We start from the raw sequence: 19,127 nt of genomic DNA on the forward strand, positions 1-19,127 counted from the left end.
AGCCGGTCGAGTCCGGCCGTGCGGTCGGGCTCCGGCTCGTCGCCCTCTCTGAGCACCCCGAGCACGTCGCCGATCTCCCGGAGCGCCTGCTTGCTGGTGCCGCGAATCGCGACCAGTGCCGTACGGACCTGCGCCTGGCCGTCGTCGAGCACGTGCAAGGCGCTCGCCGCCTGGACGGTGATGGTGGCCATGCTGTGCGCCACGGTGTCGTGCAGCTCCCGCGCGATGCGCACCCGCTCCTCCGCGATCTTGCGCGCCGCGTCCTTCGCCCGGTCCTCCTCGGCCAGCCGGAGTCGCTCGCGGGTCTCCTCGGTGAGCGCACGACGGCTCCGTACGACCTCGGCGAGCAGAATGACGACCGCGGCCAGGGCCAGGTGCGGCAGGAACTCGGCGAACGCGTTCAACGCGGGGGTGCCCTCCACGACGACGATGACGTAACCGCCGACGAAGAACGGCAGGCAGACGCCGATCGACCAGACCAGCCGGCCCGAGAGCACCGCCGTGTAGAGCGGGACGGCCAGCACCGGAGTGGGCGCGATCCCGGGAAAGTTCTCCGCGTAGTAGGCGAGCAACAGGCCGCTCGACGCGAGCATCGCGGCCACCGGCCGGCGGCGCTGCAGGGCGACCGGCAGCACCATGAGCACGCCCAGGGCGTACGCCTCGGCATCGGGGGGCCGGGACCCCTGCTCCACCGCTTCATGGATCATGATGGCGGTGACGACGCCGACCGCGACCGTGATGGCGACGTCGGTCAGCAGCGTGCTCATGCGCGGCCGGGCGCGCGGGACGGCGAGCCCGGCACAGAGCGCGCGGATGCGTCGTAGGAGCGCCACGTCGTCACCGTACGCGAAACGCCGTGGCCGTTAGGGGGCGGTGAGGACGGCCGCGCTGCCGTAGCCGCCGCCGAATCCGGTGCACAGCGCGACGCCCGCGCCGCTGACCTGGTCCGTGCCGTCGCCGCGCAGCTGCCGTACCGCTTCGGCCACGTTGTTGAGGCCGTGCACGTAGCCCTCCGACAGCAGCCCCCCGTGCGGGTTGACGGTGTCGAGAGCGGTGGTGAGCCCGTCGCCGAGCTCGGCCCGGGTGAGCAGGCCGAAGTCCTCGAGCTGCCGCGGCACGAGCCAGCTGTAGGCGTCGTACAGCAGCGCCACGTCGATGTCCGCGGGTTTCAGTCCCGCCGCCTCGTACAGCGGGCCCGCGAGGTGGTGGGAGAAGATCCGGGTCACGTCGGCCGCCTTGTCCATGGCGGAGGCACCCGGGTCGCCGCCCCGTACGACCGTGTGGATCCGCGGGGCGTTCGGGGCCTGCCGGGCCGAGGTGACCACCAGGGCGCACGCGCCGTCGGTCTCCTGGCAGCAGTCCACCCTGCGCAGCGGCGACGCGACGATGGGACTCGCCAGGTAGTCGTCCAGACCGACCGGATCCCGGCGCAGCGCGCGGGGATTGCGCGCCGCGTGCGCCCGCGACCGGGCGACCACGGTGAACAGGTGCTCCTCGGTCAGGCCCGTGTCGTGGAGATAGCGGCGGCCTGCGAGCGCGAACTGCTGCACCGGGCCGGCCAGGCCGTACGGGCGGGTGAACTGCTCCTCGGTGCCCTCCCCGAGCCGGAGCCCGAGCGCGTTCATCCGGCGGCCCGATCGGCCGTTGAGCGCCCGGTAGACGAGCACCGTGCGGGCGAGTCCCGTATCGACCAGCATCGCGGCGTCGGCCAGGATCGACGCGCACTGCGTGCCGCCGCCGTACAGCTCGTTGTGCCAGCCGATACTGCGCAGCCCGAGCTCACGCGCCACGTACAGCACGGGCGCCGAGTCGGCCAGGTGATAGCTGAGGATCGCGTCGGGCGCGTCGGCGCCGGCGTCGGCCAGTGCCGCACGAGACGCCTCCACCGCCAGTTGCAGCTCGGTCCGGCCGGACGCGCGCGACAGCGCGGTCATCCCGATTCCGGCGATCGCGGCCCGTTCCGAGAAACCCTGGCGCACCGTCACGACGTTAACCCCGGCACGGGGCATCGGACAAGCGATTGCTCGGGCCTATCCGACGCTCCGGGCCGGGTCCGCCCGCCGGTCGCGGTGCGGTCAGCCCACCTCGAACTGCAACGCGGCGCGCTGGTCGCGGATCGGCGCGATGCACTCCGCGATCACCGCGCGGTGCGAGGGGTGATCGCGGTAGACCACGAAGGACTCCTGGTCGGCGAACTCGGCCACGATCCCGAAGTCGTGGTTCCCCTCGTTGATCCGGGCGTCCGACCCGAAGGTGAACGACTTGATCTCGGGGATGAGACCGGGCAGTTCGGCCAACCGAGTGGTGAGCGTCTCCAACTGCTCATCGGTCGTGCCCTCGGTCCAGGTGAACAGCACTACATGACGCAACATGCGTTCCTCCTCCACACCTGACCGTGACGTTAGCGGATCTTTCCTCATCGCGGCGACCCGGCCCGTCCCCGGCGACCGCCGGCCCGATCACCTTGTTCACGCAATGTTCAGGTCTGATCTCGCCCGCATTGTCACGGCACGCGCAGCGTGGGGGGCATGCGGACGGATGGCGCGAGTCAGGCACGCCCGGATGCGGGCTCGGGGCCCGTGGAGTACATCGCGGTGGTCGGCCTCGTGGGCGTCATCGTCTTAAGCCTTTTCACCACGTCGGTCCCTTCGGCGGTGACGACCGGCATCGGGAACGCCGTGTGCCGCGTCGGCCGACTCGCCATGGAAAAGCCCTGTACGGACGCGACGCCCGGAGCGACTCCGGCGCCGGGCCCTACCGGCCCGTCGGCGACTCCGACGCTCACTCCGAACGTCGACGACGCGAAGTTCCAGCCCGACAAGTGCGTTCTCAACTCCGAGACCACGAAGAAGAAGACCGTCGTCCGCATACTCTTCGTCAAGATCAGCGCCAACTCGGAAGTGAAGATCCAGCAGTGGTCCGACGGCACGGTGACCCTCGACAGCACCGGTACGGTCCAGGGCGGGCTGGAGGGCGGCCTGGACTTCCCCCGCGTTCCGTGGAACGGCAGCGCCTCGCTGACCGGCGGCTTCACCAAGGGCGGGGGCGGCGGCGGACGATGGCTGTTCGACGGGCACAAGACCGGTGACCCCCAGAAGGACCTCGAGGCCAACTACGCCGACGCCCAGCAGTTCGTGAAATACCTCGAGGGGGCGGCGAAGTGCAACGCCGCTCCGCCCCGTGCCTGGGGGACCGAGCTCGGCATGCTGTGCCATCACGACAACAAGGACGAGCTGCCCGAACTGCCGCCAGACCGCGAGCCGGACTACGACATCAGCAAGACCACGACGGAGCTCAGCGGCGACGTGAAGTTCGGCAAGAAACTGCAGAAGGGCGGCGACGGCAAGAGCAAGGGCAGCCTGCAGACCAAGGGGTTCCAGGGCACCCTCATGAAGGACATCCTCGTCCTGCGCGGCAACGGCGAGATCACCTTCATCTACACCCTGGAGATCAACGGCAGGATCGGGACCGGCTACCAGGGCGAGGGCAGCCACCTGCAGCAGATCTTCGTGACGTACAACGCCGCGGACTACGACAAGGAGGAGAAGGAGAAGCGGGAGCACCGGCCCACCCGGCTGAGGATCACCACGGCCGAACGGCCCATGAACGGCAATCCCGGGGTCGACCTGAAGGCGTCGGCGCAGGCCGGCCCCTTCAACGTGAGTATCGAGGGCGGCGGCGGCAAGACCACGTCGACCGTGCACACCGAGGTGGCCGACCTCAAGCTCGACAACCCTGGGGACAGCAAGATCGTCGAGGACTGGCTGCGCAAGGACTCGGGCGACGGGGACGGCGCCCTGGACACCATCCACAACGCGGGCATCCCGTCCCCCCACTCGGCCGCCGGGCCACTGCCGGAGAACCCCACCGACATGGAGCGGCTCCTGCACGACAAGGGACAGCTCAGCAGCCTCGACTACGACGTCGACATCGACTGGTGGAAGGCCGGCTTCGTGCTGAGCCTCGGTGTGGGGCTCCACAAGCTCAGCACCGGGTTCAAGCTCTTCGGCATCGAGTACAGCGAAGAACACGAAGAGCAGACGCTGACCGGGAACCCGCTCTACGCCGGCGCTCCGCGGCCGGGCGGCGACCGGCCATGGCTCCCCTTCACCAAGTGCAGCGACGTCACCCCCGTCTGACCGGCCGGTCCGTCAATCGCCGTCCCGGCCATGACCGTCGTGCCGGCCATGGCCGTCGTCCTTGTGCGTGCTGGCGACCGGGCCCTCGGCCGCGCACCTCACGGTGACCTCGTACTCGGCGTCGTCGGACTCGAACGTCAAGGACGCCTCGGCCGCGGGCCCGCGTTCGGCGTCGTCCGCCCCGTAGCCCAGCGCCGGGCTCCAGCCCCCGAGCCGAACCAGCCCTCCGGAGCACGTCGCGGTCACCTTGCCGCCCTCGGTGGACAGGACCCGGGTCACCTCACCGGGCGCGGGCGTGCCCTGCCCGGCCGAGGAGGTCGGCGACGGCGGCGAGGCTGGAGGTACGAACGGACTGCTCAGTGCGCGCTGGACGGCGTCCTGGTCGAGCGTCCCCGCTTGCGAGCCCGTGATGCCGTCCTCGAGGACGCCGATCGCGGCGATGCCGACCCCGGTCGCGGCCACGACGGCCGCGAGCCACCCCCCGATGCCCAGCCAAAGCCGTCGCCTCATTCCCCCATCATCATCGGAACATCCCTAAGACAGGGTTAAGGCGGTGGTAACGGCAGGCCCGCGCGGACCGCCCGCCGCCGGTCCGGCGTTACGGTGCAGTTGTGCCACAGGTGCTGTTGATCGAGGACGACTCCAAGATCCGGACGACGCTCGTGCGGGCGCTCAGCGAGCAGGGCCACGCCACGTCGTCGGCGAACACCGCGATGAGCGGACTGCGGCGGGCCGTCGAGGACCGGCCGGACGTGGTGGTGCTCGACCTCGGCCTGCCCGACCTCGACGGCCGCGAGGTGCTGCGCATGATCCGCGCGGTCAGCCGTGTTCCGGTGATCGTGGCGACCGCCCGTGACGACGAGCAGGAGATCATCCGGGTGCTCGACGCGGGCGCCGACGACTACGTGGTCAAACCGTTCGGCGCAGCGCAGCTCGACGCCCGCATCCGGGCGGTGCTCCGCCGCGCCGGGCAGGACGAGGACGACCCCGTACTCGTGGTGGGCGGGCTCCGGGTGGAGGCGCGGGCGCGCGAGGCCGAGCTCGACGGCGTGCCGCTCGACCTGAGCCCGAAGGAGTTCGATCTTCTGCACTACCTGGCCCGGCGGCCGGGGGAGGTCGTCACGAAGCGGGAACTGCTCACGGAGGTGTGGCGGACGACGTACGGCGGGGCCGACAAGACCGTCGACGTGCACCTGTCCTGGCTGCGCCGCAAGCTCGGCGAGACGGCGCAGGACCCGCGTTACCTGCACACAGTGCGCGGTGTCGGGGTCAAACTCGTCGATCCGGCCCGATGAAGCGGCGCCTGACCCTCCTGGTGGCGGCCACGACGTCGCTGGTGCTGCTCGCCTTCCTCGTACCGCTCGCCCTGCTCGTCCGTACGGTGGCGGCCGATCGCGCGACCGGCGCGGCGACGCTGGAGGCCGAGTCGGCGGCGGCGCTCGTGACCACGCTCGACAGGAGGGACCTCGGGCCCGCGCTGGAACGGGCCGGCACCGGCGAGTGGCCGGTCACCGTGTTCCTGCCGAGCGGCGACGTGATCGGCTCTCCGGCGCCACGGTCACCCGCCGTCGACCTGGCCGCCCGAGGTGACAGCATCACGGCGCAGGCGCCCGGCGGACGCGAGATCCTCGTGGCCGTCCAGGGCCTGCCGGAGGGTACGGCGGTCGTCCGCACGTTCGTGCCGGACAGCGAGCTGACCAGGGGCGTCATGCGGGCCTGGGCGATCCTGGCGGCGCTCGGACTCGTCCTCTTGGGGCTGAGCCTCGTGGTGGCCCGGCGGATGGCGAGATCCCTCGTACACCCGGCCCTCGACCTCGCCGCGGTGTCACACCGGCTCGCCGCGGGGGACCTCGACGCGCGGGCGGAGCCGGCCGGCCCGACCGAGCTGCGCGAGGTCTCGGCCGCGCTCAACCACCTCGCCGGGCGGATCAGGGAACTGCTCGCCCAGGAACGCGAGGCCGCGGCCGACCTCTCGCACCGCCTGCGCACCCCCCTCACCGCGCTGCGCCTCGACATCGAGTCGCTCCGCAGCCCCGAGGAGGCCGCGCGGGTGGGCGCGTCGGTCGACGCCCTGGAACGCGCGGTGACCCAGATCATCGAAGACGCCCGCCGGCCGACCCGGACGAGGGACGCCTCGGGCGGTTGCGACGCGGCCGAGGTCGTCGCCGACCGAGTGCGGTTCTGGGCGGTCCTCGCCGAGGACCAGGATCGCCGCCTCACCGCGCCCGTACCGGCGACGCCCCTGCCGGTCGCGCTGGACCGAGACGACCTGACGGCGTGCGTCGACGCCCTGCTCGGCAACGTCTTCGCCCACACGCCCGAGGGCACGGCGTTCGCCGTGCGACTGGAGCCCCGTCCAGAGGGCGGCGCGCGCCTCACCGTCGCCGACGAGGGGCCGGGGTTCGCCACCTCCCGGCCCCTGGAGCGGGGGGCCAGCGGAGCCGGTTCGAGCGGCCTCGGCCTCGACATCGTCAAGCGCGCCGCCGAATCCTCGGGTGGGGCGCTGTCGGTCGACCGGTCCGCGGGCGGCGGAGCGCTGGTGGTGCTCGACCTCGGCGGACGTTAACGCCGCCTTAGTGACGCGGTAGCGCGGCCCTATCCGCGTTCGCGCGAACCTCCTGTTGAACACGGACTCCTCAGGTGGGGGCCGGAAGAAGGAGGTCAGGCAATGCGACGGACAACAGTGATCGCCGGTGTCGCCGGCGCCGCGATCGTTCTGGGCGGCGGCATCGCCCTGGCGTTCGACGGCGGGAGCACGCCGCCCGTGGCCGGACGTACGGCGGTGACCTCGCCGGCGAGCCCCGAGGTGGAGTCGGGCGCGCCCAGCGACGACCCATCCGCGACAGCGAGCCCGCCGGAGTCCTCGTCACCGTCAGCGCCATCGGAGTCCCCGTCGGCGTCCGCACCGGCGGCGCCGACCGCGATCAGTCGGGCGGAGGCGGAGCGGATCGCTCTGCGGACGGTCGCCGGTGGCCGGGTCGAGTCGGTCGAGCACGAGACCGAGCACGGCGTGCCCGTGTGGGACATCGACGTGATCGCGGGTGGCGCGGAGCACGACGTCGAGATCGACGGCCGTACCGGGAAGGTGCTCCAGCACGAGACCGACCACGACGACGACAAGGGCCACAACGGCAAGAACCACGATGACGACGAAGACGAGGACTGACGAGGATCGCCGAGCCGGAGACGGCTGACGTCGAATGACGACGACTGACCGCGCCGATCCGGGGATTCGGCCATCCGGCGAAGAAGGCGCCGCCCATGGGCCCTGGTCCCGCTCACGACCGGGCCCGCGGGAGGCGCGCCGCTGAACTCGGTATCCCTCCCCCAACAGGCCGCCGCTCTCGGAGCGGTGGCCTGTTAGGCTTCCCAAGCGAGCGCTTGGTACGCAATGATGGGCCTGGAATCCCCGGCAAGGCAGGGCCTACCCGGCCGACACCAGGCTGAGATGGGAGCCCCGTGGCCGATCACCAGATGAAGTTCTCGAGCTTCCACCTCTTCCACCAGTTCGCCGGCCAGTCGCCCAAAGAGGTGTACGACTACCAGATCGAGGTCGTCGAGCTGCTGGAGGAGCTGGGGTTCGACGCCGCCTGGATCGCCGAGCACCACTTCCGCCCGTACGGCACGGTGCCGAACGTCTTCAACCTGCTGTCGAACCTGGCGGCCCGCACGCAGCGGCTCCGGCTCGGCACCGGCATCGTGGTCCTTCCGCTGCACAATCCCATCCATGTGGCCGAAGAGGCCGCGATGGTCGACCTGCTCTCCGACGGCAGGCTCGAGCTCGGGATCGGCCGCGGCTACCAGAGCATCGAGTTCGAGTCCTTCGGGCTTGACCTGAGCGAGGCCCGGGACCGGTTCAACGAATCACTCGACATGATCATCGGGCTCTGGACCAACGACGACTTCGAGTTCAAGGGCCGGTTCCACGAGACCCGGCATCCGCTGACCCTGATGCCCAAGCCGCTGCAGCGGCCGCATCCGCCCCTGCACGTGGCGGCGGTCAGCCCCGAGACCGTGGAGCTGTACGCGGCCCGCGGGCTGCCGATCCTGGCCGATCCGGCCGCTCCCTTCCGGAAGATCGCCAAGGCGGCTGAGACCTGGCACCGGACCGCTCGGGAGCACGGTGTCGACACCGACGGCGTCGAGCTCGTGGCCAGCCGGTCGGTGTACGTGGCGCCGACCGTCGAGCAGGCCCGCGAGGACCAGGCCAGGTTCGAGGCATCGTTCGACCGGTCGCGCATCTTCAACACCCAGAGCGCGCCCATCGACTCGAAGACCGGCGAGGTCGCCAAGGGCTTCGAGTACTGGCAGGACAAATACCTGAAGGGCGGCACGGTCGGTGCCGATTTCCGCTGGGAGCAGCTCGAGGTCATCGGCGACCCCGACCGCGTGATCGAACAGATCAAGATGATCCAGGCGATGGGCTTCAACAACCTCATGTGCGATTTCGGCAGCACCCGGCCCATCCCCATCGAGGAGATGCGCGAGGTCCTGAGGTTCTTCGCGGCAGAGGTCATCCCGGCTTTCCGTTAGCTCATCTCACCAAGGAGGCGCGACGGCATGGGCGAGGTTCATCGGCTCACTCTCGGGGACGTCCTCGGCGAGCACCGGCGAAGCCGGCCGCTCGGCATCGCGTGCGTCGACGGCGACGTGCGGCTCACGTATCCGGACCTCGACGAGCGGGTGAACCGCCTGGCGAACGCCCTGGCGGCGGACGGCATGGTGGCCGGTGACCGCGTCCTGTGGCTCGGCCAGAACTCCTTCCGCGTGCTGGAGCTCCTGCTCGCCGCCGCCCGGCTCGGCGCGATCTGCTGCCCGGCCAACTGGCGGCAGAGCGCGGACGAGCTCGCCTTCGTGCTCGGCGACCTCACACCCCACGTGGTCGTGTGGGAGGACTCCGAGGCCGTACGGAAGGCGCGAGAGGTGGCCGAGGGCGAGGGGGTCCCTCCGGACGCCCGCTGGATCGCGGCCGGCGAGGAGTACGAGTCCTACCTCGCCGCCGCCCCCGCCGGGCAACCGGCGGGCGAGGTGCCGCCGGACGCGCCCGTGCTCGCGCTCTACACGGCCGCCTTCGACGGGCGCCCGAACGCGGCGCTGCTCAGCCACGCCGCGCTCATCGCGCATTCGATGTCGCTGCTGCACATCCGGCAGATGGAGAGCGGCTTCACCTTCCTGAACTGCGGCCCGCTGTTCCATGTCGGAACGATGATGTTCTGCCTGGCCACCTTGCAGCTCGGTGGCACGAACGTCTTCACCCCGGCCTTCGAGGCCGAGGAGGTCTGCCGGCTCATCGAGGCCGAGCGGTGCACCCAGGCGTTCCTGTTCGGCCCGATGATCGACGGCCTCGTGCAGGCCAACCAGAAGGGCGCCTACGACCTGTCCTCGCTGCGGTTCGTCTCGCACTCCCCGGAGTGGGACGCGATGATCACGGTGGACGACAGCCCGTGGTGCGCGGCGAAGATGGGCGGCTACGGGCAGACCGAGGTGGGCGGCATGCTGACCTTCCTCGGGCTCGGCCTCGGCGGCGCGGGCCAGGCGGGCCGCCCGTCCCCGCTGACGCACGTGCGGATCCTGGACGCGGACGGCGCGGAGGTGCCGGCCGGCGAGGTCGGCGAGATCTGCGCCCGGGGGCAGAGCGTCTTCAGCGGCTACTGGGCCCGGCCGGAGCTGAGCGAGGCCAAGAGCGCCGGCGGCTGGCACCACACCGGCGACCTGGGCCGCCGTGAGGACGACGGCACGATCACCTTCATCGGCCCCAGACTCCGCATGATCAAGTCGGCGAACGAGAACATCTATCCGGCCGAGGTCGAGCGCGCGCTGAAGACCCACCCCTCCGTCGCGGACGCCGCCGTGATCGGAGTACCGGACGACCGGTTCGGCCAGACCGTGAAGGCCATCGTGCGACTCGACGACGGCGCGGACGTGGGCGCCGACGACATCGTCGAGCACGTGCGCTCGCAGATCGCCTCGTACAAGCGGCCGCGGCACGTGGAGTTCGTCGAGTCGATCCCGAAGAAGGGCCACCTTCCCGACTACGACGCCCTGGACGAGCAGCACGGCGGCGGCGCCTACCCCGGCGCCTGACCCACATGATCGCGTGCACACCCACAAGACATCCCAAACACGAACAACTGCATGATCACGGGGAACAGCGCGCCACCACCCCCACCCCGCCGTGATCATGCAGTTGTTCGTGCTCTCCTCCGGCTCGGCCGGCCTTCGGCTCACGGCTGATCGGTCGTTCGCCGCTACGTGGTCAGAGCACGGCCATCGGGTTGATGGGGCTGGCCGTGCCGCCTTCGATGGCGAGGGGCGCGGCCACGAACAGGAAGTCGGTTCGCGGCGTCACGGAGGGCCCGGTGCCGGTGCCGTCGGCCGCCGCGCTCGAGCCCGTGTCGGCGCGGAGGGCCTCGGCGAGGTCCTCGAGCCAGAGCATCTCGGCGAGGTGGATCCCGTGCCGCCAGAGGAGGATGAGATGAAGGTCGTCGGCGAGGTCCTCGTCGGCGAGCTGGTCGCTGTTGAGCGCACCGATGGCCGCGTTGTCGCTCGCCACCATGGCCACGTCGCGCTCGGCCAGCCAGCGGCCGCCGTCGGCCGACAGCCCCGGCTGGCCGGCCCAGTAGGCCTCGGGGCCGTCGCTGTGCCAGGTCAGCGGCCAGCCGGTCCGCACGACCGCGACGTCGCCCGGCCGCACCTCCACTCCGCAGGCCGCCAGATCGGCGCCGTCGATCCGGTCGCCGGCGGCCAGGCGTGGCACGCCGCGCACGGCCGCCACGTCGAAGAGAACGCCGCGCGCGACGACCGGCCCGGCCTTGTCGATGCCGCATCTCGCCGCGCCGTACGAGCGGACCCGCCCCGCCGGATGCCCGTTGTAGAGTTCCTCCCCCGCCCACATGTGGCACAGCGCGTCCATATGGGTGGTGGTGCCGTGCGGGGTGACGATGAGCGCGTCGTCGGCCATCTTGAGACCGGCACCGATCGCGCGCGCCCCGGCCGCGTAGTCGCCGCCGTCCACCGACATGAAGTGCTGCGGCAGCGGCCGCCCGCGCAGGTGCGGCACCGTGGTCGGGGCGGGCGAGGAGGTGGACCCGCGGATCGGCAGCGACAGGCTGAGCACCCGCCCGTCGCGAACGCACGAGACCGCGGCGAGCACCGCCTCAGGTGTGAGGAGGTTGAGCGCCCCGCGTTCGTCGCCGTCCCCCCATCGACCCCAGTTCCCGGATCCGAACATTATTCTGTTACCCCCTTCGGTGAGAGGACCGCGAATGAGCACTGTCCAAGGTCACTGCGATCCCGGCTTCACCGGCGTACGCGAGGTCTTCGAGGAGAGCTTCGCCGGCGGCCGCGAAGTCGGCGCCGCGGTGGCGGTGTACGCCGGGGACCGGCTCGTGGTGGATCTGTGGGGCGGTGTCGCCGACCGGCGCACCGGCCGGGAGTGGCTGCCGGACACCCCCTGCGTCGCGTTCTCCTGCACCAAGGCGGTGACCGCGACGGCCGCGCTGCTGCTGGCCGAGCGAGGCGCCTACGACGTCGACGGCCCGGTCGCCGACTGGTGGCCGGAGTTCGCGGCGCAAGGCAAGGAGAACACCACGGCGGCGCACCTGCTGTCCCACCAGGCCGGCCTGCCCGCGTTCGACCGGCCGATCACGGCCGAGCAGGCGACCGACCCCGCCGCCATGGCGGCCGAACTCGCCGGGCAGACACCGGAGTGGACGCCCGGCACCGCCCACGGCTACCACGCGGTGACCTACGGCTGGCTCGCCGGTGAGATCGTACGGCGGCTGTCCGGCCGGAGCGTCGGCGAGTTCGTGCGGCAGGAGTTCGCCCGTGACCTCGACCTGTGGATCGGGGCGCCGGACGACGTCATCGAGCGTGCCGCGAAGCTGACGGCGGCCAAGGAGCCGGCCGCCGGCGGCGCCGACACGGGTGCGCCCCCCGGGGACACCGACGTGCTGGCCCGGCTCACCGCCGCCTACCTCAGCGACGACAGCCTGCTGAACCGGGCCTTCGCCAGTCCCGCGCCGGGCGAGCGGGGCTTCAACAACCCCGTCGTGCTGCGCGGCGGCTGGCCGGCGGCCGGCATGGTCGCCACGTCGAAGGGCCTCGCCGGGTTCTACCGGGATCTGCTCGCCGGACGGCTCGTGGGGCACGACACGCTGCGGAAGGGGATCGAGCGGCGGGTCGACGGCCCTGACCGGGTCATGCTCGTCGACACCTCCTTCGGGCTCGGCTACATGCGTCCCGCCATGACCTTCTTCACCCCGCCCGAGGCGGCCGACACGGCGTTCGGCCACGCGGGTTACGGGGGTTCGATCGGGCTCGCGGACATCGACCGCGGCATCGGCATGGCCTACATCCCCAACCTGCTCAGCCAGCAGTTCTCCGGCGACCTGCGTGCCTACAACCTGGTCAAGGCCGTCTACGCCGCCCTGAACTGACGCCCGCCGCCCTGCGCGGGGCGTGGGCGCGTGGTTCGCGCGCTGCGGCGTCACGGCGCGGCCCTCAATGCATCGTGATTCCGCCGCTGACCGACAGCGTCTGGCCGGTGATGTAGCCGGCGCGTTCGCTGCACAGGAACGCGACGAGGCCCGCGACGTCGCCCGGACGGCCGATCCGGCGGAGCGGGATCTGCCGGGCGAGGGCGTCCAGCAGCCCCGGGTGCCGCTCGGCGACGGCACGGACCATCGGGGTGTCGGTCGGCCCCGGGCAGACGACGTTGCTGGTCACGCCGCTGCGGGCCGCCTCGCGGGCGAGGGTCTTGGCCAGCCCGAACAGCCCCGCCTTGGTCGCCGCGTAGGCGCCCTCACCGCCCGAGCCCGCCCGGGCGCCGTCCGAGGAGATGAAGACCAGCCGGCCCCAGCCACGGTCGACCATGCCCGGTAGCAGCGCCTGGGTGAGCTGCATCGGAGCACGCAGATTGATCTTCCACATCAGATCCCAGTCGGCCGGGTCGCTCTCGGTGAAGGGATCGACGATGCTCACGCCGGCGTTGTGCACGAGCACGTCGACCGGTCGCAGGCGCGTGACCGCGGCCGCGATGTCGCCCGGATCACCGAGGTCCACATGCAGCGCGCTCGCGTCGGGCAGCGAACCGGCCGTCTCGCGGGCTCCGCTCTCGTCCACGTCGGCCACGACGACGTGCGCCCCGAGGGCCGCGAGGTCGACACAGATCGCGCGCCCGATGCCGCCCGCCGCTCCGGTGACCAGGGCGGTGCGGCCGTCGAGCGTCAGACCGTCCACGGCCCTGCCGCCCCCTCCCCGTCCTTCCACGCGCGGACGAGCTCGCCCGCCGTGGCGCGGGCGGCCAGCAGGCCGATGGTCCGGGTCATGACGGCGTCGCCGTAGTCGGCCGGCACCCCGGCCACCGCGTCGCTCACCACGACGACGCGGTAACCGAGGTTGACCGCTTCGAGGCACAGGCCGGGGATCCCGAGGTTGAGGGACAGACCGGTCGCGACGACCGTACGGACCCCCAGCGCGCGCAGCGTCGAGTCGAGCGAGGTCCCGGTGAACGGGGAGAAACCGTGATGGCGCCGCGACTCCAGGTCGCCGGGGGCGGACAGTTCCGGCACCACCTCGACCGCACCGGTGCCCTCCAGCATGTGGGCGGGGTCGCGGAGCAGGCGCCGGATGAACGGGCAGTTGTCGGTGTGGGTGCCCGCCCGGTCGGCGCGGAACGCCGCCGTGCACTGCACGATGGGTACGCCCGCGGCGCGGGCGGCGGTCGCGACCTGCGCGGCGTGCGCGACGACGTCTCTCTCGGCGCAGACCTCGGCCAGCTCGGGGAACCGGCTGAGGTCGCCCACGACACCGCGTTGCATCTCCATGACGAGCATCGCCGTGTGCCGCGGGTCGGCCAGCCTGGCCAGATCGATCACCACGACCCTCACGATAGCTACCTAGCACTTGCTTGGGTAGTCGGAGCGGCGGCCGGGCCGCGGCCCATGGCCGGTCGGCCGGTTTGCCGGGCGGTCGGCCGGTGCGGCCCACTTCGCGCGACAATGATCTCGTGGACGTACGGGAACTGCACGCGTGGCCGGACACCCCGCAAGAGGCGGAGGCCATCCAGGACCGGCTGCGCCCGATGCTCGACCTGGGCCGCCCGGGGCCGCAGACCATCCGCACCGCCGCGGGCCTGGACGTCGCCTATGACGAGGACGGCGACCGGCTCGCCGCCGCGGTCGTGGTGCTCGACACCGCGACCCTCGAGGTGGTGGAGGAATCGACGGTGGTCGGGACGGCCGCGTTCGACTACGTACCCGGGCTGTTCGCCTTCCGGGAGCTGCCCGCCCTCGTCGAGGCTCTGCGCAAGCTCACGCTCGTGCCGGATCTGCTGGTCAGCGACGGGCACGGGCTCGCCCATCCACGCCGGTTCGGGCTCGCCTGCCACCTCGGCGCGCTGACCGGGCTGCCGTCGGCCGGGGTCGGCAAGACCCGGCTGCTGGGCTCCTACGATCCACCCGGCGACGACCGCGGTGACGCGAGCCCGCTCGTCGACCGCGGCGAGATCGTCGGCCGGGCGCTGCGCACCCAGGCGCGGATCAAGCCGGTGTTCGTGTCGGTCGGGCACCGCATCGACCTCGACACGGCCTGCCGTCATGTGCTGGCGCTGAGCCCGCGCTACCGGCTGCCCGAGACGACCAGGCAGGCCGATCAGCTCTGCCGCAGGGCGCTGCGCGACGCCACCTGACCCGCGGCGGCACCGGCCGCTTCGGCCTCTTGTCGGTCAACCAAGCGTGCGCTAGTTTGGCGCGCAATGGACCACGCGCGCCCGCTGCCCTCGCCGACCCCGTTGACGGCCCCTTACTGGGACGCCTGCCGACGGGGCGAACTCCTCATCCAGCACTGCGCCGGCTGCGGCCGGTTCGTGCACTTCCCCGAACCGGCCTGCCCCTACTGCGGGGGCGCCGACCTGCCGTACGACGAGGTCTCCGGGCACGGCCGGGTCCACACCTACAGCGTCGTCCACCGCACGTTCCTGCCCGGCTTCGAGGTCCCGTACGTGCTCGCCTGGATCGATCTCGACGAGGGCGCCCGCGCCTTCGGCGACGTCGTCGGCTGCCCGCCCGAGGACGTACGGATCGGATCGCGGGTGCGGGTGTGCTTCGAGGATCTGCCCGGCTTCGGCGCCGTGCCGCGATGGAGACCCCTGCTCGCCCCTGTGCCCGCGCCCGAAGGATGAGGAGGCCCGGCGTGACCCGGATCGGCAATGTCATGTACCCCGCCGACGACGTCGGCGAGGCCGTCCGCTTCTATCGCGACGTCCTCGGTCTCGAGGTGAGATTCCAGGACGGCGAGCGGTTCGCCGCTCTCGACGGCCAGGGGACGACCTTCGCGATCGCCGGGCCCGAGGAGAGCCTCGTCACCGGTCCGGTGGTGTCGTTCAAGGTCGACGACGTCACCGCCATGGTGGACCGGCTCACGGCGGCCGGCGCACTCCTGGTCCGTGGGCCCGAGGAGGGACCGCACGAAATCCGCGCCGTACTGCGCGATCCGGCCGGCAACCCCCTCGTCCTGTACGCGTCCCGCACCTGAGCCGGTACCCACGGCTCGCAGACGAGCCGTACCTGAGCCCGCACCTGAGCCCGCATTCGAGCCGCCCGAAGCCCGCCCCCAAGCCCGCCCAAAGCCCGTACGTCGGCCCGCACCCATCCGAAAGGACCTGTGCCGTGGCGCGAGACAGCTCCCCCTTCGGCAACTACGCCTACGCCATCCTCACCGCGAACGCGCTGCGCACGCCCGACAAGGTGGCGCTGACCTACTGCGGCGAGCAGAGCTTCACCTACGCCGAGCTGGACCATCGGGTGAACCGGGTCGCGCACGCGCTGCTGGCGGCCGGGGTCACGCCGGGCACGCGGGTCGCGTCGCTCATGAACGAGACCCTGCACGTCGCCGAGGTCTATCTCGCCCAGATGAAGATCGGCTCGGTCGTCGCCGCGCTGAACCCGTACTGGCCCGAGGAGACCCTCGCGCAGGTGGTGGAGCACTCCGAGTGCGACGCGTTCGTCTACGACGCGACCGTCGAGGAGCTCATCGGCCGGATCCGGCCGAGGCTGCCGGGCGTGAAGCTGTGGCTCAGGGTCGGCGGCGGCGGCGAGGACGCGGTCGACGTCGACGCCCTCGCCGCCGAGGCGCCCGGCACCGCGCCACCGCTCGGCGGGCACGGCGACGACCTGCTCGCGCTGTTCTACACCTCCGGCACGACGGGACTGCCGAAGGCGGTGATGCACACCCACTTCTCGAGCCTGGCCACCGCTCAGATCTGGCTGGACGTGGACCGCGACCAGGACTCCGTCATGGGCACCGGCGCGATCATCTGGGGCATCGGCTTCCCCGCGCTCGTCGGGCCGGCCTTCTACGCCGGCATGAAGCTGGTGCTGGAGCAGGACTGGGGCCCGTCCAACTTCCTGAAGGTCGTCCCGCGCGAGAGGGTCACGCACGTCAGCCTGATCCCGAGCTTCTTCTCCGCGCTGCTGGGTTCGGACGAGCACGAGGACGCCGACCTGTCCTCGCTGCGGGCCATCGTGCTCGGCGGCGAGCCGCTGCTGCCGTCGCTGCGCGAACGCATCCTGAAGCGCATGCCCGGGGCCGGGATCTACAGTTACTACGGGCAGACCGAGGCGCCGTACACCTGCTTCGGCCGCCAGCACGACGGCAGCCAGGACATCTCCTCGGTCGGGCGGGCCCGCATGTCGTGCGCCGTGCGCGTCACCGGCCCGGACGGCGGACGCGTGGTGGGCGAGGTCGGTGAGATCAATCTGACCGGTCCCAACGTCATGACCGGCTATGACCGCGAGCCCGGCAAGACCGCCGAGACGCTCCGCGACGGCTGGTACGTGGGCGGCGACCTCGGCGTCATCGACGCCGAGGGATTCCTCACCGTGCTGGGCCGCCGCGAGGACTCGATCCTGAAGGGCGGCCAGTGGACGCAACCCGCGCAGCTCGAGGAGGCGGCACTCGAGGTCGCGGGCGTGGCCGAGGCGGGCGCGGTCGGCGTACCGGCCCATCCGGACGGCAGCAACGCGGTCGACCAGCGCATCCTCGTCGCCGTGGTGCCCCGTGCCGGAGCCGACCTGGACGCCGAGGCCGTGCGGGCCGCCTTGGCGGCGGCCCTGCCCGCGCACCAGGCCCCCGACGCCGTCGTCGTCACCGGCGAGCTGCCGCACACGCAGGATGCCTCGGGCGGCCCCGGCAAGCTGCTCCGCCGGCAGATCCGCGACGAGTACGCCGACCGCCTCGGCTAGTCCTCGTCCCGGCGGCGGTGCCGGCTCACGGTCACGCGGAGCAGCGCAGGAGGCGGATGGAGGGGATGGAGTCGCGTCCGGAACACGAGGTGAAGGCCTGGGTAAGCGGGTTCGGTGTCGCGGTGCCACGGGGCGCGACGGCGGCCGGCCCGCATGGCGTACGCGAGGTGGCCGAGGGGCTGACGCCGCCGCTGGTGGTCAAGGCGTACGGCCCCGGGCTCGTGCACAAGAGCGACGCGGGGGCGGTACGGCTCGGTCTCGCCGACCGCGCGGCGGCCGCCGGCGCGGCCGGCGAGATCCTCGACGTCCTCGCGCGCCACGGCGTCACCCCTGACGGCTTCCTGGTCGAGGAGCAGGCCGCGCCCGGCGTCGAGGTCATCGTGGGGGCGGTGCGCGACCCGGCGTTCGGGCCCCTGCTGCTCGCCGGGCTCGGCGGGATCTGGACGGAGGTGCTCGATGACACCGCACTGCGGCTGTGCCCGATCACCGAGGCCGACGCGCACGCGATGCTCGGCGAGCTGCGCGGGAAGGCCCTGCTCGAAGCGTCGCGTGGGCGTCCGCCCGTCGACCGCGACGCCCTGGTCAAGGTGCTGCTGGCCGTGGGGGGCGTCGGCGGGATCGTCGAAACGCTGGGCGACGAGCTGGAGGAGTTCGAGCTCAACCCCGTCATCTGCGGCGCGTCGGGGGCGACGGCCGTCGACGCCCGCCTCATCGGCCGCGCCGAGTCCCCGCCGGGTCGCGGTGAGGAGGCGGCGGAGGCCGGTCGGCCCCGGCCCGCCACGGCCCTGCGCGGCGACTTCGACCGGTTGTTCGCCCCGCGCGGCGTCGCCGTCGTCGGCGCGTCGACCCGCGGGCCGAACTTCGGGAACATGTTCCTCGGCTTCTACCGGGCCGCCGCGTTCACCGGCACGCTGGTCGCCGTGCACCCCACCGCCCGGGAGATCGACGGGGTCCCCTGCGTTCCGTCCATGGGCGACCTGCCCGAGCAGGTCGACTACGCGATGGTGGCCGTGCCCGCGAAACACTGCGCGCAGGTCGTGCGGCAGGCGGCGGGAATTCCGTACGTCCAGGTCATGAGCGGCGGCTTCGGCGAGATGGGCCATCCGGAGCTGGAGCGCGAGCTGCTCGCGGCCGCCCGCGAGGCGGGGGTGCGGCTGCTCGGCCCGAACTGCATGGGCGTCTACTCGCCGGCGGGCGGCCAGACGTTCATCGGCGGTGAGCAGGGCCGGCCGGGCCGCGTCTCGGTCGTCTCGCAGAGCGGCGGCATGGCCGGCGAGGTCATCAAGGTCGGCGAGCGGCGTGGCCTGACCTTCGCCAAGGTCGCCACGGTGGGCAACAGCGCCGACGTGACCCCCGCCGAACTGCTCCGCTACCTCTCCGGCGACCCTGGCACCAGCACGGTAGGGCTCTACCTCGAGGACCCGCGCGACGGGCGCGGCCTGTTCGAGGTGCTGCGCGAGACGGCCAAGCCGGTCGTCGCGCTGATCGGCGGCCGGAGCGGGCAGGGCCGGCGGGCGGCGGCCTCCCACACTGGCGGCATGGTGAGCGACGATCGGGTGTGGGCGGCGCTCGCCGCACAGACCGGGCTCTGCCTCGTCACGAGCCAGGACGACCTCATCGGCGTCCTCGACTTCTTCGACCTGCACGTCCGCCGCCCCGTGCACGGGGACGCCGGGGTGCTGGTGGTCGGGCCGAGCGGCGGGGCGAGCGTGCTCGCCGCCGACGCGTTCGACGCCGCCGGGCT

General features: G+C 72.1%; 19 protein-coding genes. 12 read left to right on the plus strand and 7 right to left on the minus strand.

Features of this window, described 5'->3' with window-relative positions; translation table 11 throughout:
• The 3 genes from HKK72_RS42355 to HKK72_RS25610 all read right to left on the minus strand — a co-directional run.
• The coding region (locus HKK72_RS42355) for a sensor histidine kinase (protein WP_187236979.1) at nt 1–833 on the minus strand (833 nt) is incomplete at its 3' end.
• A gap of 30 nt (nt 834–863) precedes the next feature.
• The gene (locus tag HKK72_RS25605; RefSeq protein ID WP_410050341.1) at nt 864–1,985 is read right to left on the minus strand and encodes a thiolase C-terminal domain-containing protein; all 1,122 of its coding nucleotides are present in this window, start codon (nt 1,983–1,985) and stop codon (nt 864–866) included.
• Nucleotides 1,986–2,075: 90 nt separating this feature from the next.
• A complete protein-coding gene (locus tag HKK72_RS25610) occupies nt 2,076–2,372 on the minus strand; it encodes a Dabb family protein (RefSeq protein ID WP_187236981.1) in 297 nt (98 codons plus the stop codon).
• 156 nt (nt 2,373–2,528) lie between these two features.
• Here HKK72_RS25610 and HKK72_RS25615 point away from each other — a divergent pair, with 156 nt between their 5' ends.
• Nucleotides 2,529–4,139 (plus strand): hypothetical protein, encoded by a 1,611-nt coding sequence (locus HKK72_RS25615; RefSeq protein ID WP_187236982.1) that lies wholly within the window; start codon nt 2,529–2,531, stop codon nt 4,137–4,139.
• 12 nt (nt 4,140–4,151) lie between these two features.
• On the opposite strand, the gene HKK72_RS25620 is transcribed toward HKK72_RS25615, so the two are convergent.
• Complete coding sequence (locus HKK72_RS25620; RefSeq protein WP_187236983.1) at nt 4,152–4,649, minus strand: hypothetical protein; 498 nt, start codon at nt 4,647–4,649, stop codon at nt 4,152–4,154.
• Nucleotides 4,650–4,750: 101 nt separating this feature from the next.
• Between HKK72_RS25620 and HKK72_RS25625 the strand changes: the two genes are divergently transcribed.
• From HKK72_RS25625 to HKK72_RS25645, 5 genes are all read left to right on the plus strand, one after another.
• Entirely contained in the window at nt 4,751–5,434 is a 684-nt protein-coding gene (locus HKK72_RS25625) for a response regulator transcription factor (RefSeq protein ID WP_187236984.1), read from the plus strand.
• Nucleotides 5,431–6,705, plus strand: a complete 1,275-nt coding sequence (locus HKK72_RS25630) for a sensor histidine kinase (RefSeq protein ID WP_187236985.1) — start codon at nt 5,431–5,433, stop codon at nt 6,703–6,705. The genes HKK72_RS25625 and HKK72_RS25630 overlap by 4 nt, the downstream gene beginning before the upstream one ends.
• A 102-nt stretch (nt 6,706–6,807) precedes the next feature.
• The gene (locus tag HKK72_RS25635; RefSeq protein WP_187236986.1) at nt 6,808–7,305 is read left to right on the plus strand and encodes a PepSY domain-containing protein; all 498 of its coding nucleotides are present in this window, start codon (nt 6,808–6,810) and stop codon (nt 7,303–7,305) included.
• Between the two features lie 308 nt (nt 7,306–7,613).
• Nucleotides 7,614–8,672, plus strand: coding sequence for an LLM class flavin-dependent oxidoreductase (locus tag HKK72_RS25640; protein ID WP_187236996.1), 1,059 nt, complete (start codon nt 7,614–7,616; stop codon nt 8,670–8,672).
• Between the two features lie 27 nt (nt 8,673–8,699).
• Nucleotides 8,700–10,223, plus strand: coding sequence for an AMP-binding protein (locus HKK72_RS25645; RefSeq protein ID WP_187236987.1), 1,524 nt, complete (start codon nt 8,700–8,702; stop codon nt 10,221–10,223).
• Nucleotides 10,224–10,395: 172 nt separating this feature from the next.
• Here HKK72_RS25645 and HKK72_RS25650 read toward each other — a convergent pair whose 3' ends face one another.
• Nucleotides 10,396–11,370: a cyclase family protein gene (locus HKK72_RS25650; RefSeq protein WP_187236988.1), complete on the minus strand. Its 975-nt coding sequence runs from the start codon at nt 11,368–11,370 to the stop codon at nt 10,396–10,398.
• 34 nt (nt 11,371–11,404) lie between these two features.
• Here HKK72_RS25650 and HKK72_RS25655 point away from each other — a divergent pair, with 34 nt between their 5' ends.
• Nucleotides 11,405–12,577 carry a serine hydrolase domain-containing protein gene (locus HKK72_RS25655; protein ID WP_187236989.1) on the plus strand — a complete coding sequence of 391 codons (1,173 nt, stop codon included), beginning with the start codon at nt 11,405–11,407 and terminating at the stop codon, nt 12,575–12,577.
• Between the two features lie 64 nt (nt 12,578–12,641).
• Here HKK72_RS25655 and HKK72_RS25660 read toward each other — a convergent pair whose 3' ends face one another.
• Both HKK72_RS25660 and HKK72_RS25665 read right to left on the minus strand, forming a co-directional pair.
• Nucleotides 12,642–13,379 (minus strand): SDR family NAD(P)-dependent oxidoreductase, encoded by a 738-nt coding sequence (locus HKK72_RS25660; RefSeq protein ID WP_187236990.1) that lies wholly within the window; start codon nt 13,377–13,379, stop codon nt 12,642–12,644.
• Nucleotides 13,367–14,020, minus strand: coding sequence for an isochorismatase family protein (locus HKK72_RS25665; RefSeq protein WP_187236991.1), 654 nt, complete (start codon nt 14,018–14,020; stop codon nt 13,367–13,369). Before HKK72_RS25665 ends, HKK72_RS25660 begins: the two co-directional genes overlap by 13 nt.
• Nucleotides 14,021–14,148: 128 nt before the next feature.
• Here HKK72_RS25665 and HKK72_RS25670 point away from each other — a divergent pair, with 128 nt between their 5' ends.
• The 5 genes from HKK72_RS25670 to HKK72_RS25690 form a co-directional block, all read left to right on the plus strand.
• On the plus strand, nt 14,149–14,829 hold the full coding sequence (locus HKK72_RS25670; RefSeq protein ID WP_315987446.1) for an endonuclease V: 681 nt from the start codon (nt 14,149–14,151) through the stop codon (nt 14,827–14,829).
• A gap of 66 nt (nt 14,830–14,895) precedes the next feature.
• The gene (locus HKK72_RS25675; RefSeq protein WP_187236992.1) at nt 14,896–15,321 is read left to right on the plus strand and encodes a Zn-ribbon domain-containing OB-fold protein; all 426 of its coding nucleotides are present in this window, start codon (nt 14,896–14,898) and stop codon (nt 15,319–15,321) included.
• A gap of 11 nt (nt 15,322–15,332) precedes the next feature.
• The gene (locus HKK72_RS25680) at nt 15,333–15,674 is read left to right on the plus strand and encodes a VOC family protein (protein WP_315987447.1); all 342 of its coding nucleotides are present in this window, start codon (nt 15,333–15,335) and stop codon (nt 15,672–15,674) included.
• 134 nt (nt 15,675–15,808) lie between these two features.
• A complete protein-coding gene (locus HKK72_RS25685; RefSeq protein ID WP_187236994.1) occupies nt 15,809–17,383 on the plus strand; it encodes a class I adenylate-forming enzyme family protein in 1,575 nt (524 codons plus the stop codon).
• A 65-nt stretch (nt 17,384–17,448) separates the two neighbouring features.
• Nucleotides 17,449–19,127: acetate--CoA ligase family protein (locus HKK72_RS25690; RefSeq protein ID WP_187236995.1), on the plus strand; the 1,679-nt coding region annotated here is incomplete at its 3' end.

It is taken from the genome of Actinomadura sp. HBU206391 (assembly GCF_014323665.1).
In the GTDB taxonomy this organism is placed as follows: Bacteria; Actinomycetota; Actinomycetes; order Streptosporangiales; family Streptosporangiaceae; genus Actinomadura_C.

What these genes read in the sequence shown, in the direction of transcription:
- HKK72_RS25610 (WP_187236981.1), bottom strand. Translation starts at nt 2,372, where the DNA reads ATGTTGCGTCATGTAGTGCTGTTCACCTGGACCGAGGGCACGACCGAT.
- HKK72_RS25615 (WP_187236982.1), top strand. Translation starts at nt 2,529, where the DNA reads ATGCGGACGGATGGCGCGAGTCAGGCACGCCCGGATGCGGGCTCGGGG.
- HKK72_RS25620 (WP_187236983.1), bottom strand. Translation starts at nt 4,649, where the DNA reads ATGAGGCGACGGCTTTGGCTGGGCATCGGGGGGTGGCTCGCGGCCGTC.
- HKK72_RS25630 (WP_187236985.1), top strand. Translation starts at nt 5,431, where the DNA reads ATGAAGCGGCGCCTGACCCTCCTGGTGGCGGCCACGACGTCGCTGGTG.
- HKK72_RS25635 (WP_187236986.1), top strand. Translation starts at nt 6,808, where the DNA reads ATGCGACGGACAACAGTGATCGCCGGTGTCGCCGGCGCCGCGATCGTT.
- HKK72_RS25640 (WP_187236996.1), top strand. Translation starts at nt 7,614, where the DNA reads ATGAAGTTCTCGAGCTTCCACCTCTTCCACCAGTTCGCCGGCCAGTCG.
- HKK72_RS25645 (WP_187236987.1), top strand. Translation starts at nt 8,700, where the DNA reads ATGGGCGAGGTTCATCGGCTCACTCTCGGGGACGTCCTCGGCGAGCAC.
- HKK72_RS25650 (WP_187236988.1), bottom strand. Translation starts at nt 11,370, where the DNA reads ATGTTCGGATCCGGGAACTGGGGTCGATGGGGGGACGGCGACGAACGC.
- HKK72_RS25655 (WP_187236989.1), top strand. Translation starts at nt 11,405, where the DNA reads ATGAGCACTGTCCAAGGTCACTGCGATCCCGGCTTCACCGGCGTACGC.
- HKK72_RS25675 (WP_187236992.1), top strand. Translation starts at nt 14,896, where the DNA reads ATGGACCACGCGCGCCCGCTGCCCTCGCCGACCCCGTTGACGGCCCCT.